General features: G+C 59.5%; 13 protein-coding genes and 2 pseudogenes. 8 read left to right on the top strand and 7 right to left on the bottom strand.

What is annotated here, in order from left to right:
• Positions 1–11 precede the first annotated feature (11 nt).
• Positions 12–929, top strand: a complete 918-nt coding sequence (ligD, locus tag AC1DW2_RS04610; RefSeq protein WP_039147073.1) for a non-homologous end-joining DNA ligase — start codon at positions 12–14, stop codon at positions 927–929.
• A 104-nt stretch (positions 930–1033) separates the two neighbouring features.
• Positions 1034–4240, top strand: coding sequence for a GAF domain-containing protein (locus tag AC1DW2_RS04605; RefSeq protein ID WP_232208724.1), 3207 nt, complete (start codon positions 1034–1036; stop codon positions 4238–4240).
• 335 nt (positions 4241–4575) lie between these two features.
• On the opposite strand, the pseudogene AC1DW2_RS04600 reads toward AC1DW2_RS04605, so the two are convergent.
• A pseudogene (locus AC1DW2_RS04600) lies at positions 4576–4665 on the bottom strand (3-oxoacyl-ACP reductase); the annotation flags it as partial.
• Between the two features lie 28 nt (positions 4666–4693).
• On the opposite strand from AC1DW2_RS04600, the gene AC1DW2_RS04595 reads away from it, so the two are divergent.
• Entirely contained in the window at positions 4694–4855 is a 162-nt protein-coding gene (locus tag AC1DW2_RS04595; RefSeq protein ID WP_175627452.1) for a hypothetical protein, read from the top strand.
• A 417-nt stretch (positions 4856–5272) separates the two neighbouring features.
• The gene (locus AC1DW2_RS04590) at positions 5273–6136 is read left to right on the top strand and encodes a nitroreductase family protein (RefSeq protein ID WP_477005322.1); all 864 of its coding nucleotides are present in this window, start codon (positions 5273–5275) and stop codon (positions 6134–6136) included.
• A 628-nt stretch (positions 6137–6764) separates the two neighbouring features.
• Here the strand turns inward: AC1DW2_RS04590 and AC1DW2_RS04585 are convergent.
• Positions 6765–8198, bottom strand: coding sequence for a carbohydrate porin (locus tag AC1DW2_RS04585; protein ID WP_477005321.1), 1434 nt, complete (start codon positions 8196–8198; stop codon positions 6765–6767).
• Positions 8199–8354: 156 nt separating this feature from the next.
• Between AC1DW2_RS04585 and AC1DW2_RS04580 the strand changes: the two genes are divergently transcribed.
• Both AC1DW2_RS04580 and AC1DW2_RS04575 read left to right on the top strand, forming a co-directional pair.
• Complete coding sequence (locus AC1DW2_RS04580; protein WP_085971541.1) at positions 8355–8837, top strand: low affinity iron permease family protein; 483 nt, start codon at positions 8355–8357, stop codon at positions 8835–8837.
• Positions 8834–9364, top strand: a complete 531-nt coding sequence (locus tag AC1DW2_RS04575; RefSeq protein WP_208088253.1) for a DUF1003 domain-containing protein — start codon at positions 8834–8836, stop codon at positions 9362–9364. Before AC1DW2_RS04580 ends, AC1DW2_RS04575 begins: the two co-directional genes overlap by 4 nt.
• A gap of 854 nt (positions 9365–10218) precedes the next feature.
• Here AC1DW2_RS04575 and AC1DW2_RS04570 read toward each other — a convergent pair.
• From AC1DW2_RS04570 to AC1DW2_RS04555, 4 genes and pseudogenes are all read right to left on the bottom strand, one after another.
• Positions 10219–10377 (bottom strand): hypothetical protein, encoded by a 159-nt coding sequence (locus AC1DW2_RS04570; protein ID WP_210165493.1) that lies wholly within the window; start codon positions 10375–10377, stop codon positions 10219–10221.
• 182 nt (positions 10378–10559) lie between these two features.
• Positions 10560–10814: a DUF2934 domain-containing protein gene (locus AC1DW2_RS04565; RefSeq protein ID WP_477005320.1), complete on the bottom strand. Its 255-nt coding sequence runs from the start codon at positions 10812–10814 to the stop codon at positions 10560–10562.
• A 286-nt stretch (positions 10815–11100) separates the two neighbouring features.
• Positions 11101–11955 (bottom strand): AAA family ATPase, encoded by an 855-nt coding sequence (locus tag AC1DW2_RS04560; protein ID WP_477005452.1) that lies wholly within the window; start codon positions 11953–11955, stop codon positions 11101–11103.
• Positions 11883–12326 (bottom strand): annotated as a pseudogene (locus AC1DW2_RS04555) (carbohydrate porin); the annotation flags it as partial. The pseudogene AC1DW2_RS04555 and the gene AC1DW2_RS04560, both read right to left, overlap by 73 nt.
• Before the next feature lie 113 nt (positions 12327–12439).
• Here AC1DW2_RS04555 and AC1DW2_RS04550 point away from each other — a divergent pair.
• Positions 12440–12784 carry a hypothetical protein gene (locus AC1DW2_RS04550; RefSeq protein ID WP_477005319.1) on the top strand — a complete coding sequence of 115 codons (345 nt, stop codon included), beginning with the start codon at positions 12440–12442 and terminating at the stop codon, positions 12782–12784.
• A gap of 633 nt (positions 12785–13417) precedes the next feature.
• On the top strand, positions 13418–13912 hold the full coding sequence (locus AC1DW2_RS04545; protein ID WP_039147080.1) for a DUF4142 domain-containing protein: 495 nt from the start codon (positions 13418–13420) through the stop codon (positions 13910–13912).
• A gap of 1258 nt (positions 13913–15170) precedes the next feature.
• On the opposite strand, the gene AC1DW2_RS04540 is transcribed toward AC1DW2_RS04545, so the two are convergent.
• Positions 15171–15469: hypothetical protein (locus tag AC1DW2_RS04540; RefSeq protein WP_477005318.1), on the bottom strand; the 299-nt coding region annotated here is incomplete at its 5' end.

Below are 15469 nucleotides of genomic sequence, written 5' to 3'. Positions count from 1 at the left end.
GGAGTTAGTTCGTGGCGTCTGCGCGTAGTAAGCCGGCCGATGGAGTCAAGGCACCGTTCCCGGATTTCGTCGAGCCGGCCCTGGCATCCTCGATCGAGAGGGTGCCGTCCGGAGAGCGATGGATTCACGAAATCAAATTCGACGGCTACCGCGACCAGACCCACATCCTCAACGATGCCGTCAAGATCTTCACCCGCCGCGGTCACGACTGGACGCATCGCTTCAAGAAGGCTGCCCACGACGCTTGGCGCATCAAGGCAAAGTCCGCGGTCGTCGACGGCGAGATCGTCGTGCCCGCAGCCGACGGTACCACCGATTTCTCGGTCCTTCAGAACGAGCTCAAGGGTTCGTCCGACAAGATCGTGCTGGTCGCCTTCGACCTGCTCTACCTGGATGGCCGCGACCTCAGGAGGCTGCCGCTCTGGCAGCGCAAGGCCGCGCTCAAGAAAATCGTCGCGGGCACCGACGTCCAATTTAGCGAAAGCTTCGAAATCGAAGGCGCCGAGATGTTCGCCCACGCCTGCAAGCTCGGGATGGAAGGTGTGGTCTCGAAGGTCGGCGACTCGACCTATCCGAGAGGCCGCAGCAACGACTGGGTCAAGAAGCCCTGCGCGCAGCGCGAGACGCTGACCATCGCTGGTTTCGCCCTCGACGGCACCAAGTGGGACGGGCTCTACGTCGGGCGGCACAAGGGCAACGATCTCGTCTACGCCGGTAAGGTGGACCACGGCTTCGACAAGGTCTCTGCCGCCGAGCTCCGAAAGCGGCTGGAGCCGCTAGTCCGGAAGACGCAGGCCTTCGCGAAGCGGGTCGCGCACAAAGGCATCTGGGGCGAGCCCCGGCTGAAGGCGGAGATCGAGTACCGCGCGAAGTCGGCGGAAGGGAAGGTCCGGCACCCGTTCTTCAAGGGGCTGCGGGAACACGTGTAAGGCGCGTAAGGGCTAACCGGCGCGAAGAAACGTTTTTGCGATTTCCGCGTTTGTCGTCATAGTTTTGGGGCACGCAGCGATCATCGTAGCCGGAGGCGTTCTGGGTGGATACAGAGTCGATTTCGGATAGCCATTCGTCCCCCCGCGACTCCGACCCCTCGTCAGTGCTGGCGGCCCTGGGCGACATCATCCGGAAGATATCGAACGCCGACGATCTGGCGTATGCCGCCGCAGAACTACTCGGGAAGACGTTTGGCGTCAGCCGCGCCGGCTACGGCACGATCGATACCACCAAGGAAACGATCACCATCGCGCGGGACTGGAACGCACCCGGCGTTCAGAGCCTGGCCGGCGTGCTTCAGTTTCGCGACTACGGATCCTACATCGACGATCTGAAGCGGGGCGAAACCGTCATCTTCGAAGATGCGAGATCGGACCCCCGGACGCGCGATCACGCGGCGGCACTGGAGGCGATCTCCGCGCGCGCGATCGTCAACATGCCGATCTCGGAGCCGAACGGCTTGGTCGCCCTCTTGTATCTCAACCACGCCGAGCCTCGGAAGTGGTCTCACCGCGACATCGCTCTGATCCAGGAAGTCGCCGAGCGGACGCGGACGGCGGTCGAGCGGCGTCGCGCCGAGACGACCGTCAAGCAGAACGAGACGAGGCTCGTCTTCCTCGATGCGCTCGCCAGAGAGACCGGCAAAAGCCGGGACGCCGATGCGATCCTCGATGTCACGACCCGCATGCTCGGCGAATATCTCGGCGTGTCGAGTTGCGCCTACGCCGACATGGATCCGGATCAGGATGGATTCACGATCCGGGGCGACTGGGCGGCGCCGGGAGCGATGCACCTTCTCGGCCACTACAGTCTTGCCGACTTCGGCAGGCGCGCGGTCGTAGATCTTAGAGCAGGGCGGCCCCTGGTCATCCATGACAATCTCAAGGAGCTCGCGCCGGAAGAAGCCGCGACGTTCCAGAATATCGGTATCGGCGCCACCATCTGCATGCCGCTCGTCAAGGAAAAACGCCTAACCGCGCTGATGGCGATCCATCATCGGCACGCTCATCGGTGGACCGACCTCGAGCTCGCGCTGCTGGCGGAGGTTACCGAACGTTCCTGGGCGCATATCGAGCGAGTACGTTCCGAAGGCGACGCGCAGGAGGCGGCGGACCGCCTGGAGCTCGCAACCAAGGCCGCAGGTATCGGGACCTGGGACTACGATCCGGTGAACGACGTTCTGCGCTGGGACCGCCGCTGCAAGGCGCTCTTCGGGTTGGCGGAAGACGCGGCGGTCACCTATGACACATTCCTGCATGGCTTGCACCCCGATGACAGGCAGCAAGCGGACGAGGCGGTGCAACGGGTGCTCACCGTCGGAAGCGGAGGCAGCTTCGAGGTCGAGTACCGCACCATTGGTGCGGACGACGGCGTCGAACGCTGGGTCGCTTCCTCGGGGGAGGCCATCTTCGAGCATGATCGCGCGGTCCGCTTCATCGGCACGGTGCTCGACATCACCGCCCGCAAAAAATCGGAGCGGCACCTTCGGATTCTCAACGACACCGGGGCATCGCTCGCGAAAGAGCTCGATCTCGAGAAGATCGTCCAGATCGTCACGGACGCCGGCGTCGAATTGAGCGGCGCGCAGTTCGGCGCCTTTTTCTACAACGTGCTGTCCGAGGACGGCGGAAGCTACATGCTATACGCGCTCTCGGGTGTGCCGCGATCGGCCTTCGAGAATTTCCCGATGCCACGGGCGACGGCCGTGTTCGAGCCGACTTTTCTGGGAACGGCAATTGTCCGCTCCGACGATATCCTGCTGGATCCGCGATACGGCAAGAACGCGCCGAGGCGCGGCATGCCCGAAGGGCATCTTCCCGTTCGGTCCTATCTGGCGGTGCCTGTCATCTCACGGTCCGGCGAGGTTCTCGGGGGCCTGTTCTTCGGACACAGCGAGCCCGGGCGCTTCGGAGAGGAGCACGAAACGGCGCTCTTGGGCATCGCCGGTCACGGCGCGACCGCGATCGACAACGCACGGCTCTTCCAAGCGGCCGAACTCGAACTCAAGCAGCGGCGCACCGCGGAAACCACGCTGCAAGCGCTGAACGCCGATCTCGAAAACCGCGTCGCGTCGGAGATAGCCGAGCGTCTTAAGGCCGAGGAGCAGCTCCGACACGCTCAGAAGATGGAGGCCGTGGGGCAATTGACCGGCGGCATCGCGCACGACTTCAACAACATGCTTGCCGTGATCTTAGGTGGCCTCAACCTAGCGCGCCGAAAAATGCGTGCGGGCGACTACAATATCGACCGGTTCGTGGATGGCGCGGTCGATGCCGCATCGAGAGCGGCGACACTCACGCAGCGTCTGCTCGCGTTCTCGCGGCAGCAGCCGCTCGAACCCGAGACCCTCGACGTCAACAGGATGATCGCCGGCATGAACGAAATGCTGGACCGCGCGCTGGGGGAGACGATCGCAATAGAAACCGTGCTCGCGGCCGGATTGTGGCGTGTGCGCGCCGATCCCGGTCAACTCGAAAGCGCGGTTTTGAACCTGGCGGTGAATGCACGCGACGCGATGCAGGGCGGCGGCAAGCTGACCATCGAGACGTCGAACGCGTTCATCGATGCGAAGTATGCTCACGACTACGGCCTCGCATCCGGGCAGTACGTCCTCCTCGCCGTCACGGACAACGGGGCTGGCATGACCGAGGACGTCGTTTCCAAAGCCTTCGATCCGTTCTTCACCACCAAGGAAGTCGGCAAAGGCACCGGCCTGGGCCTCAGTCAGGTATATGGTTTCGTTCGGCAATCGGGCGGCCATGTGAAGATCTACTCCGAACCGGCAGTGGGCACCTCGGTCAAGATTTATCTGCCTCGCCAGGTCGGCGACGAAGGCAGCGCCTCGAAGGCGGAAGTCGAAACACCGTCTAACAGCGGTGCGCCGGTTGAGGTGATCTTGGTTGTGGAAGACGACGAGCGCGTCCGCGCGATCTCTTGCGCCACCTTGCGGGAATTCGGGTACACCGTCGTCGAAGCAGGCGGTGGACGCGAAGCGATCCGCATCGTCGAAGGTGGCGTCGCGCCGGATCTCCTGTTTACGGACGTCGTCATGCCGGAGATGACCGGCCGCGAACTTGCTACGGCGCTACTGAAACTCCGCCCAGCGATGAAGGTACTATTCACGACCGGCTACACGCGCAATGCCATCGTACACAACGGGGTGCTCGATCCCGGCACTAATCTGATCCCCAAACCGTTCAACATCGAAGAGCTTTCCGCCGCGGTCCGCAAGCTGCTTGACGGGCTCTGATTCGCTGGTGACGTCTAAACGACCGCGTAGAGTCGGCCGAGATCGAGACCGGTTGGATGCCCGTGCCCGGCCAGGCCCAAGGTCTTATCGAGCGAACACCATGCCGACCTAAGACTTGCGCGGATGCTGACTTTGAAATTGAGCGTCATTCAGGACTACGCGATCCAGGCGCGCGTTGCGACGGTAATAGGCGACACCGTGTTCTTGGGCGTGAAATTCGCCGAAACCGACGGTCCGCTGCTACCGTGCAAAATCCGGCCATCGGTGCCAGCACGATCGGATGCTCGATCTTGAACAGTTCAACAAGACGTCGGTTAGACCACATCGCACACCTCCTACCAGTGGCCGGCGGACGCGCCGCCATCGACATGCATGATCTCGCCGGTGACGAAAGCCGCGCGCTCCAGATACATCACGGCGTCGACGGATGTGGCGCCGGGCTTTCCGTTGCCCATGGGCGAGCTGCATCCGCTGCGTGCCGCTGCTGAGCAGAATGGCAGCACCGACTTCACGCCACTCTGGTCAGGCCAGGCAGCCGCGCTCGCCCGGGAGATGCCCGCCAAAATGTTGATCGATCTCATTGTACAGGAAGCCACCAAGTTTGGGGGCGGCTGATGTGCGGCTTAAGATGCAGACCAAAGTCCGAGTTGGGTCGATATTGTTGCAAAGTCGAAAATCGAATAACCTCAAAAATCTCGTGGCAGTTGATCTTTGGACTTCTCTGCTGCTGCGTCGCTTTTCGACGCCGCGACGAGGTCAGTGGTCGATTTTGGATGAATCGATATGGTACCTCACGTCGCCGCGCGTAAGAGGCATCAGCGGCTCTAGGAATTTTCGTTCGCCACCCCAAAAGACTTCTTCAACCTGGGGTAATTCCAGGATTGAGCCAAGGCGAAGGAATCAGCTCTCCAGGAACGTAAGTGGCCAGGCTCATGTGGCCTTGCAACGATTGGAAAGCGGCAATGGAATACTATGTCGGACTCGACGTATCGCGCAACCCGCTGTTGAGCAGCGATCGCGCCGGAGGCCCTAATGTCGAATGATGCACTTTTTCAGGACGTCATCAGGAAAAGACGTAGCGTACGCAAGTTTGAACCTGGCCGGAATGTCGATCGGGACATTCTTCGAAGGATCGTCGATTGCGGCCGATGGGCTCCTTCCGGCGCCAACGTTCAATGCTGGGATTTCATCGTTGTCGACGACCCGGTCGTGCGTGATCGAGTTACGGGCGTGTTCCTGCGGCAGGCACAGCGCCTAGTGGACCACGCGAAGGGATTTCCTGCGGTCAAGAAAACCTATTTGGCGAATACCGCCGCGATCATTCTGGTGCTCGGCGATCCTCGCTGGAAGGTCTGCTTCCCTCAAGCCACTACTAGGGAGTGGGATCCCGAATATCGCGCTAACAATGAGGCTATCTTCCTTTGCTCGCTTGGCGCCGCGATCCAGAACATTCAACTTGGCGTTGCGGCAGAAGGGCTAACGTCCGCATGGCTCTCGGGTGGTGGCGAGGATCTGACCAATCGGGAGCTCACGGAGGTTCTGGGCTATCCGATTTGGATGAAGGCTTACGGCACGATTCCAATCGGCTATCCGGCCGTCGATCAAGACCGTCGATATCGTCGGCCTCTTGAGCAACTGGCGCATTGGAATGGCTATCAACCCCGCCAGTACCGTCGACACGCGCAGGTCGACTTTTACGAAAGCACGTTACGTCCTTTCGCGATGTATCGCGGCGACGAGTCCGTCGACTCTTGGCCGGACCGGGACGAGATGCTCGGAGAGTGGAAAGAGGCTTTTGCAGGCGACATGGCCAATCCGGATGGAGTGTTGGAGCAAGAGGCGGACTTCTCCGTCCCGAGGGTGATAGGTCAGGCGACAAAGCGCCGCAACAGCTGAGAGTTTCCCGAGGTGCTCAGAACCGCGGGGGCCCACGCATCGGCACCAATACGTGACGAGAGTGCGGCGGCCCGCATTACGGCTGTAATGCTTCAGCTCGCCCCGGTTCGATCGTCAGTCCACATTCCCCTCGCCACACTTCGGGCTCACTACCAAGGCGGTGATGTCGAGGCTGGACTGGCTGACTTGGCGGCACCCGCTGGCACGCTGATTGACGATCTGCTGTGGTGGACCGCAGCCTTGAAGACGGCGCGCGGGCTGAAAGGGTCGTCACGATCGTGATCGGCCGCGGAAGAACCGTACCGAGCAAGAGTTCATAACGATTTATCGGCTCCATGTCCTAAAAGTCAAATTGCATGATCATGGCACCTCATTGGACAATGGCGTTAAAAAGCTAGCAGAAATCTGACGTCCAAGAAGGCTGCTCGCGCCCGCCAAAAACTTGTCATAGGAGGGGCGTCTATTCGCCCATCCCGGTGACACAGTGCGGTTGTAGATCGGTTGATAGGGATAGACCGGAAATTTGCGGTTGAGAACCAAACCGACGCGATTGACCTTAGCTAACCTTGCCGCACTGCCTGCCGACCTCAGCTGGTGGACTCTTAGCTGGCCCCAACCTCTAGCCGCTTCAAAACTTCGCAACCGTTCGCATCCCAAGGACGATGGCGTCCTTCAACGACACGCCCGGCATGGTCCCGGTCGGGCTGGTTGCACCACCACCGGGGCGGCGAATGTACTGGAAGTTAGGTTGCAATGTGAGGCCGGCGCGCACCTCATACTGATAGACGGCGGTCAACAGGCCTTCAGACGTCCGCACCGGCCAATTGGGTCCGTACCGAGACTGGAAGTCGTGGTCCAACGCCGTTGCCCATTGCGATACATGGGCGTAGGCGACGGCGACGCCGAACTTATCGTGCGGCCGCGTATCCGCGAGACCGACGAATTCAAATCCCCCGTCGGCGTAGACATCGATCAGGTTGCGGTCCGGTGGCGAGTACGACGCACGTGCGAACACGCCGATGCCGCGGTCGTCGTCGCCACGAACGCGGAAAATCTTCTGTTCGAAGACACCGTAGATCCCGTAGTCACCCCCGAACCTGGCCGGCGTTTCCGACGTCGCGGGGTCTGCGAGCGAAAGCCCACTTGTATCGAAGCGCTCGCTGTCAAAACTGCCAAGATGACGCCAGCCGCCTAGCTTGAGCTTGCCGTCGAGACCGGGATCGCCCTTCTTCGCATTCCACTGAAACTGAGCCTCAGTGAGCAGCAGCGGAGGATCGTTGACGCGAAAATTCAGCCCGTACCGGTCGCGAAGCTGCGGATCGTCGGAACCCGGGCCGGCGGGATTGCCGTCGAAGACCGCTCCGATAAGGGTCAAATTGTCAGTCACATCAGCACGGAGCCGCGCGCCGACGGCTGCCAGTGGAGGTGAGGGGCCGCCGCTCGGCATATTCAAGGCGAAGATGCCGGGCCAACCGAGTGAGGCATTCGTGAACACATCAGTGTATTTCGCGGTCGCAAACTCGGAATCGGCAGCAAGCTGCCCGGCGCGCAATGCGAGCTTGTCGTCGTTCCACTTCTTCTCGAACCACATTTCGTAGAGACGCGTGGTCGGAAGTGCCTCTATGCCGCTCACATCGAGGAAATTCAGCAACGACCCGCGCGAGAGGCCGCCCCCGTCGATCCGGAAGACGTTGGCATGAAACGTAACTCCGTTCAGCCCGACCATCTTCTGGAGATCGACGTCCATGGCAAAATTGATGCGATCTTCGTAGATCGCACTCTGCTTCGCGCCGCCCGAGGGATTGCCGAGTACCTCGCCGATATATGTCACGGCAAACTTGATGCCGTTTTTCTCGAAAGGATTTGGCAGAAGGCCGAGGGTCGATTCCTGCACCGTGCTCTCGCCGGTATCGGGATCGGATGGCTTCAGATCGTCGGTCTTCTTGTCTTCCTGCGCGAAGGCGCTCCCTAGAAGGAGCGCAACGAGCGTCAGTGCCAGCAGCCAAGCGCGCATCGTTCGACCTACCCCTCCCGCATGGTGCAGTGTTCGGCGGGCCGCCACAACGTCCTTTCGGCACCGCCGACACCATCCTCGTGAGTTACAAAGTGTACACAGCCCGCAACCACCCCTTCTCGGATGCTCGTTTCGTAAGTGGAACCTTCGAGTTCCGCTCCCGTTATCTCGCGTAGGTTTTCGGAAGATCAGATAGGATTGATGATGTCGGCGGCGACCGAAAAACGCAGTGACAAAGGCTCCAGCGGTTCGGCGCGCGAGCGCGCCGGAAAGCTCTTTGGCGACATCGCCAACCGCACATCCCAGGCCGCCGGCCGCGCACTGACCTTCATGATTGCCGCCGCCGTTGTGATCATTTGGGCGATCACGGGCCCAATCTTCCATTACTCCGACACGTGGCAATTGGTGATCAATACCGGCACTACGATCGTGACGTTCCTGATGGTCTTCCTGATCCAGAATTCCCAGAATCGCGATAGCGCGGCGATCCAGGTGAAGCTGGACGAGCTCGTCAGGGTGAGTGCCGTGCACAACTCGTTCGTCGGGATCGAGCACCTGACCGACGATGAGCTCGACGAAATACGCTCGAAATGCGAGGTCCGGGCCAAGGCCGAAAAAGCCGGAGAGCAGACCGTAGAGAGTGCCAGGAAGAAAGCGCGTCGCGCCGCGGACCTCGTCACCGAATGAACGGTGAAGCCGATCATGACCGCGGTATCCGACACAGCGCGGTTTCGAGGAATATTGACTGCGTTGTCGAGCTGGAAAAGGAAGAGGAACGAAAACTATCGAGGTTTCATAGGGCTTCTCACATGGTCGGATGGTTCGTCGGGACCATTCATTTTGTGATCCTTCAGCTCCTTCTCGTCGTCGGATGGGTCCTTTGGAATACCTACGGGTCCGCTCGCTTCGATCCTTACCCGTTCAATTTCCTGTCGGCGGTCCTCGCGCTCGAAGCCGTGCTTTTGACGTCCTTCGTTCTGATCCGCCAGAACGCCATGGATCAACGCTCCGAGCAGCGTAATCACCTCGATCTTCAGATCAACCTCCTGGCGGAGAAAGAGGCGACCAGCATTCTCCATAAGTTGGATGCCATCGCTACGAAGTTCGGCGTGGAATTACCACAGGATCTCGAGGCCACAGAGCTTGCGAAGGATACCCAGGTGGAAAGCATTGCGCGCGATATACGCTCCAAGAACGACAAGACGTCCTTCTAACCTTTTGGGTGAGGTGAAAGTCAGCTCTCTGGAGCTAGAAAGCTGAACGTGATGCCATCTCCGCGCAGCCAAAAAAGCAGCAAGGAAATCTAGGCACTGGGGGATCTGCCAATCAGGGCACTCCAGGCGCTCTAATCCGCAATTGGATCGGCAGCCGGGATCATTGGGGCTGGAAAGCGAGCCGTGCCACGTTCGCCCTCTAACTGCAATCTCGAGCTTTGTTGAGCCGGCATTTTACGGAATTCCATTTCGGTACGGGATGTTTTATTGAAACAATCGGGGCGCGGACAAATTATCCGCTAGTCAGCAAAGCCTTAGGCCGGCGCGCCGCCGCGCTATTTTGAGTAATCGCTTTGCCTCCACCCGGAGCGCCTCCGCACGGCGAACAAGCCGATCAGCGGCCGCGCGCAGCTCCTTGATGCGAAACTTGCGGATCTCGCTAGACGTCTCTGTGAGCTTGCCCGACAGATCGCCAGAAACCGGCCGCCGACGCCTTATTTCGCCAGGGAGGTCGTCTGACCGCGGGGTGGGGGTGTTTGAACGCATGGGCAAAGCTCCCAGCGGGTTTCTGTCGCGGTGCTGATCGCAGTTGGCGTGCTCGGGCTGTTGGCTGTCGTCATGGAGGCCCAACAGCACGAGCCGGGAGTCGAATAGGGGCGCCCAGGTTAGACCGGACTTCAGCTGGCGCGGGCCTGACGCGGCCGCCCCACTAGCCTGCTCAGAGCGCCCTCCTCTGCTCGCCTCGCATGTATCGTCCTCGGCGCGAGTTGGGTAAAGGCTCCCCTTCGGACAATAAGCATTCTGAAACTGCGTACTTATGACCACAGCTTAGAGCGTAAGGATCAGCCAGACCATTAGACCTGCCGTAGCGGCTTGAGCATGCTGGGAATGAGAATGATGGACCTGGTCATGGCTTCCCAATCACCGGCACCGTTGAACGTTCCGGAATGGGTTGTGGGTGACTGCTTGCGTTCACCTGGATTAATGCGGGTGCTCTCGATTTCCTTCATCATGCCGGTGCCTAGTCGGTTTCCACCGCGCGCCTGCAACAGGGCGAGTGCTTTTTGAGAACCTGAGCATGTTCCTCCAAGAGGATGCGAAGACCGCGGTCATTGATGGCGAAAGCGCAGCGCCCAGAATGGACGCCAGTGCAACTCCGAGCGATCGTCGCCTGTCACACCACTCAACGCTCGGTCTACTCGCCCCGCGCGCTGATTTCCCTTTCCGCCTCAAGCCAAAACTCCAAGTCCTTCCCAGCGGGGCGCCCAGCCTGCTCCCACAGCTCATAGGCGCGCGCCGTGATCTGGCGCCGCTGGGAAGATGGGAATAGCTTCCGCCTCAGCTGATCTGCGAAACGTCTAAGCCTGCTCGCGGTGCTCTCGTCAGCGGTGCAGGCCGCTACGCGGGTAGCCAGTGCGATCTGGTGCTCCAGCTTTTTCCGGTCGTCCATGGTCGCCGCCTCCTTCCTCCTCTCGAGGGAGACGACTCCGGGGCCGCGCAATGGTTTCGAACGCAATCGCCCCGGGCCTAAATTGCGAGGGCTGCCGATCCCGCGTGATATCGTGCGTTCACTTCTGCACACAACATGCCTGGCAAGCCGCTGAAGACCTCGTCCTGGACTTGCGTCGGAAGATCAGGCAAGTCCTAAAGCACTTCCGGCATTAGGAGTTCCCGTGTCGCGGCCATAATCCATGGCGTTAAGCTCCCGCTCGCCGGCACCGGTCAATGTCCAGCCATTACGCTCCGCGCGGATCAGCTTTTGCTGCTCCAGCTTCCGCGCGATCCGGTACACGCGGCTGTCGCTCATTCCGAGCAGCTTCGCCACGTCGCGGCGGCTCTTGCGGGGTGCTGATCGATAGCGCGCAGCAACGTGTCCTCGTCACGCTCGTTCGCCCGCTCACGCTCCACAATGCCGAAATCCGAGACCGACAGCGCAACGACGGTCGGGATGGCGCGCCCTTGGTGTCCCTGAGCTTAGGGTGCTGCACGGTCACTAATTCGAAATGGACCGGCTCGAACGACGGGCCGCGGAACTTGCCGAGGGCTTCGAAGGCGATCACTTGGCCGTTCCGACGCAAGGCAACGTTGCCGTCAACCTCATTTAGAAACGCCCCGCCGCCCTTTGGGATCAGGTCGTCATCGGCCGCGCGCTTTGTCGGATGCGCCAGGGCGAGCACGCACGGCCCGCCAGGCAGGTTCGTCATGGACCGCAGCAATCGCGCATAGTTGCCCATTTGGACGTTGTCGTTGTCGTCGTCGCCCTCGAAATACGCGGCGACCGTGTCGACGATGACCAGGGTGGGTTGCAGTTTCTTCGCTGCCACCTCGGCTTCGATGTTCGCGACGTTCTCCGAAATCTTCACCACACCGTTGATGAAATGCACGTCCATGGTGTCCGGGTCGATTCCCATCTCTTGAGTCACGCCGAGCCACCGCGCCTGAACGTCGGTCGGGCTTTCGCCGGCCGCGTGAAGATTCCGCCAAGCACGGAAAGCTGGTCCGTCACGTTGACGAGCAGCCTGGCTCCCAGGGCGGCCAAAGGCGGCGACGGTCCGCCGCTGGGCAGGTCGAGCGACCTGATGGCCGGCCAGCCCATCGAGGCGTTGGTGAGCACATCCGTGTACTTGGTGTTGAAGAATTCGCTGTCGGCGGCGAACTGACCCAATTTGAGCGAGACCTTCTTCGCGCCCCACTGCTTCTCGAAATAGGCTTCGTACAGCCGCGTCGATGGCAGAGCCTCAATTCCGCTGACGACAAACAAATTTTGCAGATTACTACGCGACAGCCCGTCGCCATGGATTTGGAACATGTTGGCATGAAAGGTGAGCTTGTTGATCCCGACAAGCTTCTGCAGATCGACATCGACGGCAAGGTTCAGGCGGCCTTCGTAGATCGTGCCTTGCTTTAATCCTCCGGAAGCGTTGCCGAGTACCTCGCCGATGTAGGTCGCCGCGAATTTCACGCCGTACCTCTGCAGCGGATTGGGTAGAAGACCGAGCGTTTTCTCCTCCACCGTGCTCCGCCCGTGTCGGGATCGGCGGGCTTGTCGTCGTCGGTCTTCTTGTCCTCCATTTCTTGGCGACCGATGTCGATGCCAAGAAGCTGGGGATCGGTGACTCCGAAGGGGACGACAAGAGATATTTTCTCAAAACTATGATCGAGAAAGATATTGATCTTCGCACGCTGGTGGCGTTGTGGAAGGCACTGTTTCCTAAGGACAACGATTTCCTTAACCGTCCCGAGGTCGCAGAAGTATTGTCGCAGATCCCTTCAAAGCCGGGAAGTGACGAGACTGATGTAACCGTGCCCATTGCGCCCACTACGCCCAGCGGTACGGCGTCGTCGGTGGACGGTTGTGCTCAACGCAAGCCGAAGAATGACAGAATGATGCCAATTACGACGACAAGTCCGACCAAGTAGATAATACCGTTCATGGCGTTGTCTCCCTGTGTTGTGAGAGTTCAAATCGAAACGTTGCCTATTGTTCCCACGGCGAGCGCGAGCATCAATCCGCGCCACATTTCCCGCGCTGTCGCGGCGCTCGGACGGCGCTATAGCGGATTGCATGTCTTCTCGCGCCCAGTGTGCAAACCAAGGAGGAGAGGGCTCAAGGCTAGCGAGCCCAACGAGCAGATGCAGCGCGATGCGGACAAAGGGATCAAGACCCGCAACTCCGGAGCGTCCGGTTACGTGGCGATCAAGAGAAGCCGGGCGCTTCTGCGCATTCTCCCGGCCAACCGGGAAGGGAGCAGACCACCGGTTCGGGTAGCCAGACCGGGACACCGAAATAGAGGCGTTCTCATGAGGCCGCCCACTGAGTGGCCTTTATCCACAGCGCCCTCCAACGGCTTCTCCTTCCACTGCGCTCGAGCTTCCCACTCGATGCGCGCCTTGCCATCTACGGTCATGTAAGTGGTCGAAAGGCCACTAGTCAGGTGCTCTGCGGACGTTTGAATATTGCGATGCGAAACTTCCAATGTCGCCCCGTGCGCCTAATTGGAACCTCCCGGGCTTCAGGCGTGTTCATCGACAGACAACCCACAGGAGTTGCCGATGAACAGAATGCTTATGTCACTCGGGACAGCAACCTTGATGGCAATCTCAATTGCCAGCGCATCTGCGAAAGATAAGCAAAGCGAAACGTTTCTTAAGAAGGCAATCGAGGGCAATTTCGCTGAAGTGAGCATGGGAGAGCTGGCGCAACAGAACGGTCAAAGCGACGCCGTCAAATCGTTTGGCAGAATGCTCTCTACAGACCACGCTGCCGCCAATCAGAAGGCATTAAATGCTGCCCAAGCACTGGGAATGAACTCACCAGGCGGACCGAATGCGAAGCAAAAAGCTGACCATGACAAGATGTCAAAAATGACCGGCGCAGGTTTCGATAAGATGTTCGCTACCCACATGGTCGCAGACCACCAGAAGGATATCGCCGAGTACAAGAAGGCATCAAAAAGTAAGGATGCTGCTGGAGAATATGCTTCTGGCCAGATAGATACGTTGCAAAAGCACCTGGACACCGCAAAATCGTTGAAAGCCGGTAATTAATCGGACGCCGGAATTGCGTCGACGGGGGCGCGGCAAGACAAATAATTTGCCAGAACGCCGCGATTTCGGGCGGACCAGCAGGTCATAATTCGAAGCACGCAGACCCTTCTTGTCGTCAAGGACGGCGCGGGCTCACGTTTATCAATTCAGTCAGCGGTTCGTGCTAGCAGGCAATTTCCGTATGCCGCGATAATCAACAAACTCATCAGAAAATCTCCAACCCCGGCTCGTCGCAAGATCAGTGACTCTCAGGGGTCACGACCTGGCTCGTTCTCCACATCGAGAAAACGGGAGTGTAAAGTCATTTCATTCTTAGACCCGTCAAGCAAAACGCGAACGCGGTGGCGCGTTCCCCTAGATCCGCGAACAACGCCATGTCGGCCGGCCATTCTGGGACCCGCCGCTGCGTTCACGATGATCCGTTGCCCTTTCACCAGCTCGTTTTTGAGGAGTCTGAGGTCTAGTAGGGTCGGCAGGCTGCGTCTGTTTGGCGGAGGCATGGTGGAAACCTAGCGCCGCCGGACGCGACGCAAAATGTCTCGTCGTCGTACCATGTAGTTTGCAATCAGCAGCCTGACAGCCAAGACGGCGAGCGCGACAGCCACAATCTCGCAGATCATTTGGACCTCGAAACGTTCATTTACTTCACGAGATCATCAAATCGTCAAGGCACGTAGTGTTGCGCGACGGAATTACGTTAGACGATCGTTTGGAGACAAATTGACCAAAGAGGATTTCAGCAGACAAAATCGGTCAGCTCAAAGCGTCAGCTCGCAACGGCGACCGAGCAGGTAGCATCAAGAGCATCAGCGAGTCGAGCGGCGGTTTGGGGGTCAAGGCGGAACAGCTTTATAGCCTTTGCGACACGGGTCGTAGGCGGCCTCATTGCTAAACTTAGGCCTTAGGCTCGTCCGGAAAATCGAAGCTGAGAAAAGTGAGGGCGACCGCTCCGACGATCAAGAGCACGACGCACAGCGCCGCGATTCCGTAGGGCCACACTTAGGTCTCCGTTGGAAAGAACGAAGCCGGCGCGCCGAGTATGATGGCACGCCGGCGTCGCCATGCTGAATCCGGACAGGGCAACTCGTCCGGTGACGACAGCGTAATCGGGCAACCGACGAGCGCAATCGAAGGCTGAAATTAAGCTTGAGCGGTAGGGTAAATGAGGGAGGAACTGCCCGACAAGCGAAGGCGTGTGCCAGAGGAAGAAGCCGATGACCTGTTCGACTAACTTTCATGTCAAGACGCGAGGATCGGACTAAATTACAAACGTCGTGCCAAGATTGAGGACCATCTTTACCATCCACTGGCCCTTGATCGTAAAGGTCATGGAGCTCGGGTTTGGTATCTCGAAATTAAAAAAGACGCTTCCGCTCTTATTAAACGCCGCGCCCGACAACGCATCAGGAAAAAATGACACGTTTTGCGTGACGTCACCTCGGTGGCCCTTGACGTCCTTCAATGACCATGGACCGCTGATGGACCGCTGATGTTGCGCATAAGTTGCGAATCTAGTTGGAAGTCCGTGTCCGAAACACCGCTTCCAGAGATTGGTCC

It is taken from the genome of Bradyrhizobium sp. P3_C3, assembly GCF_056402655.1.
This window is presented reverse-complemented; position numbering and strand designations above follow the sequence as displayed.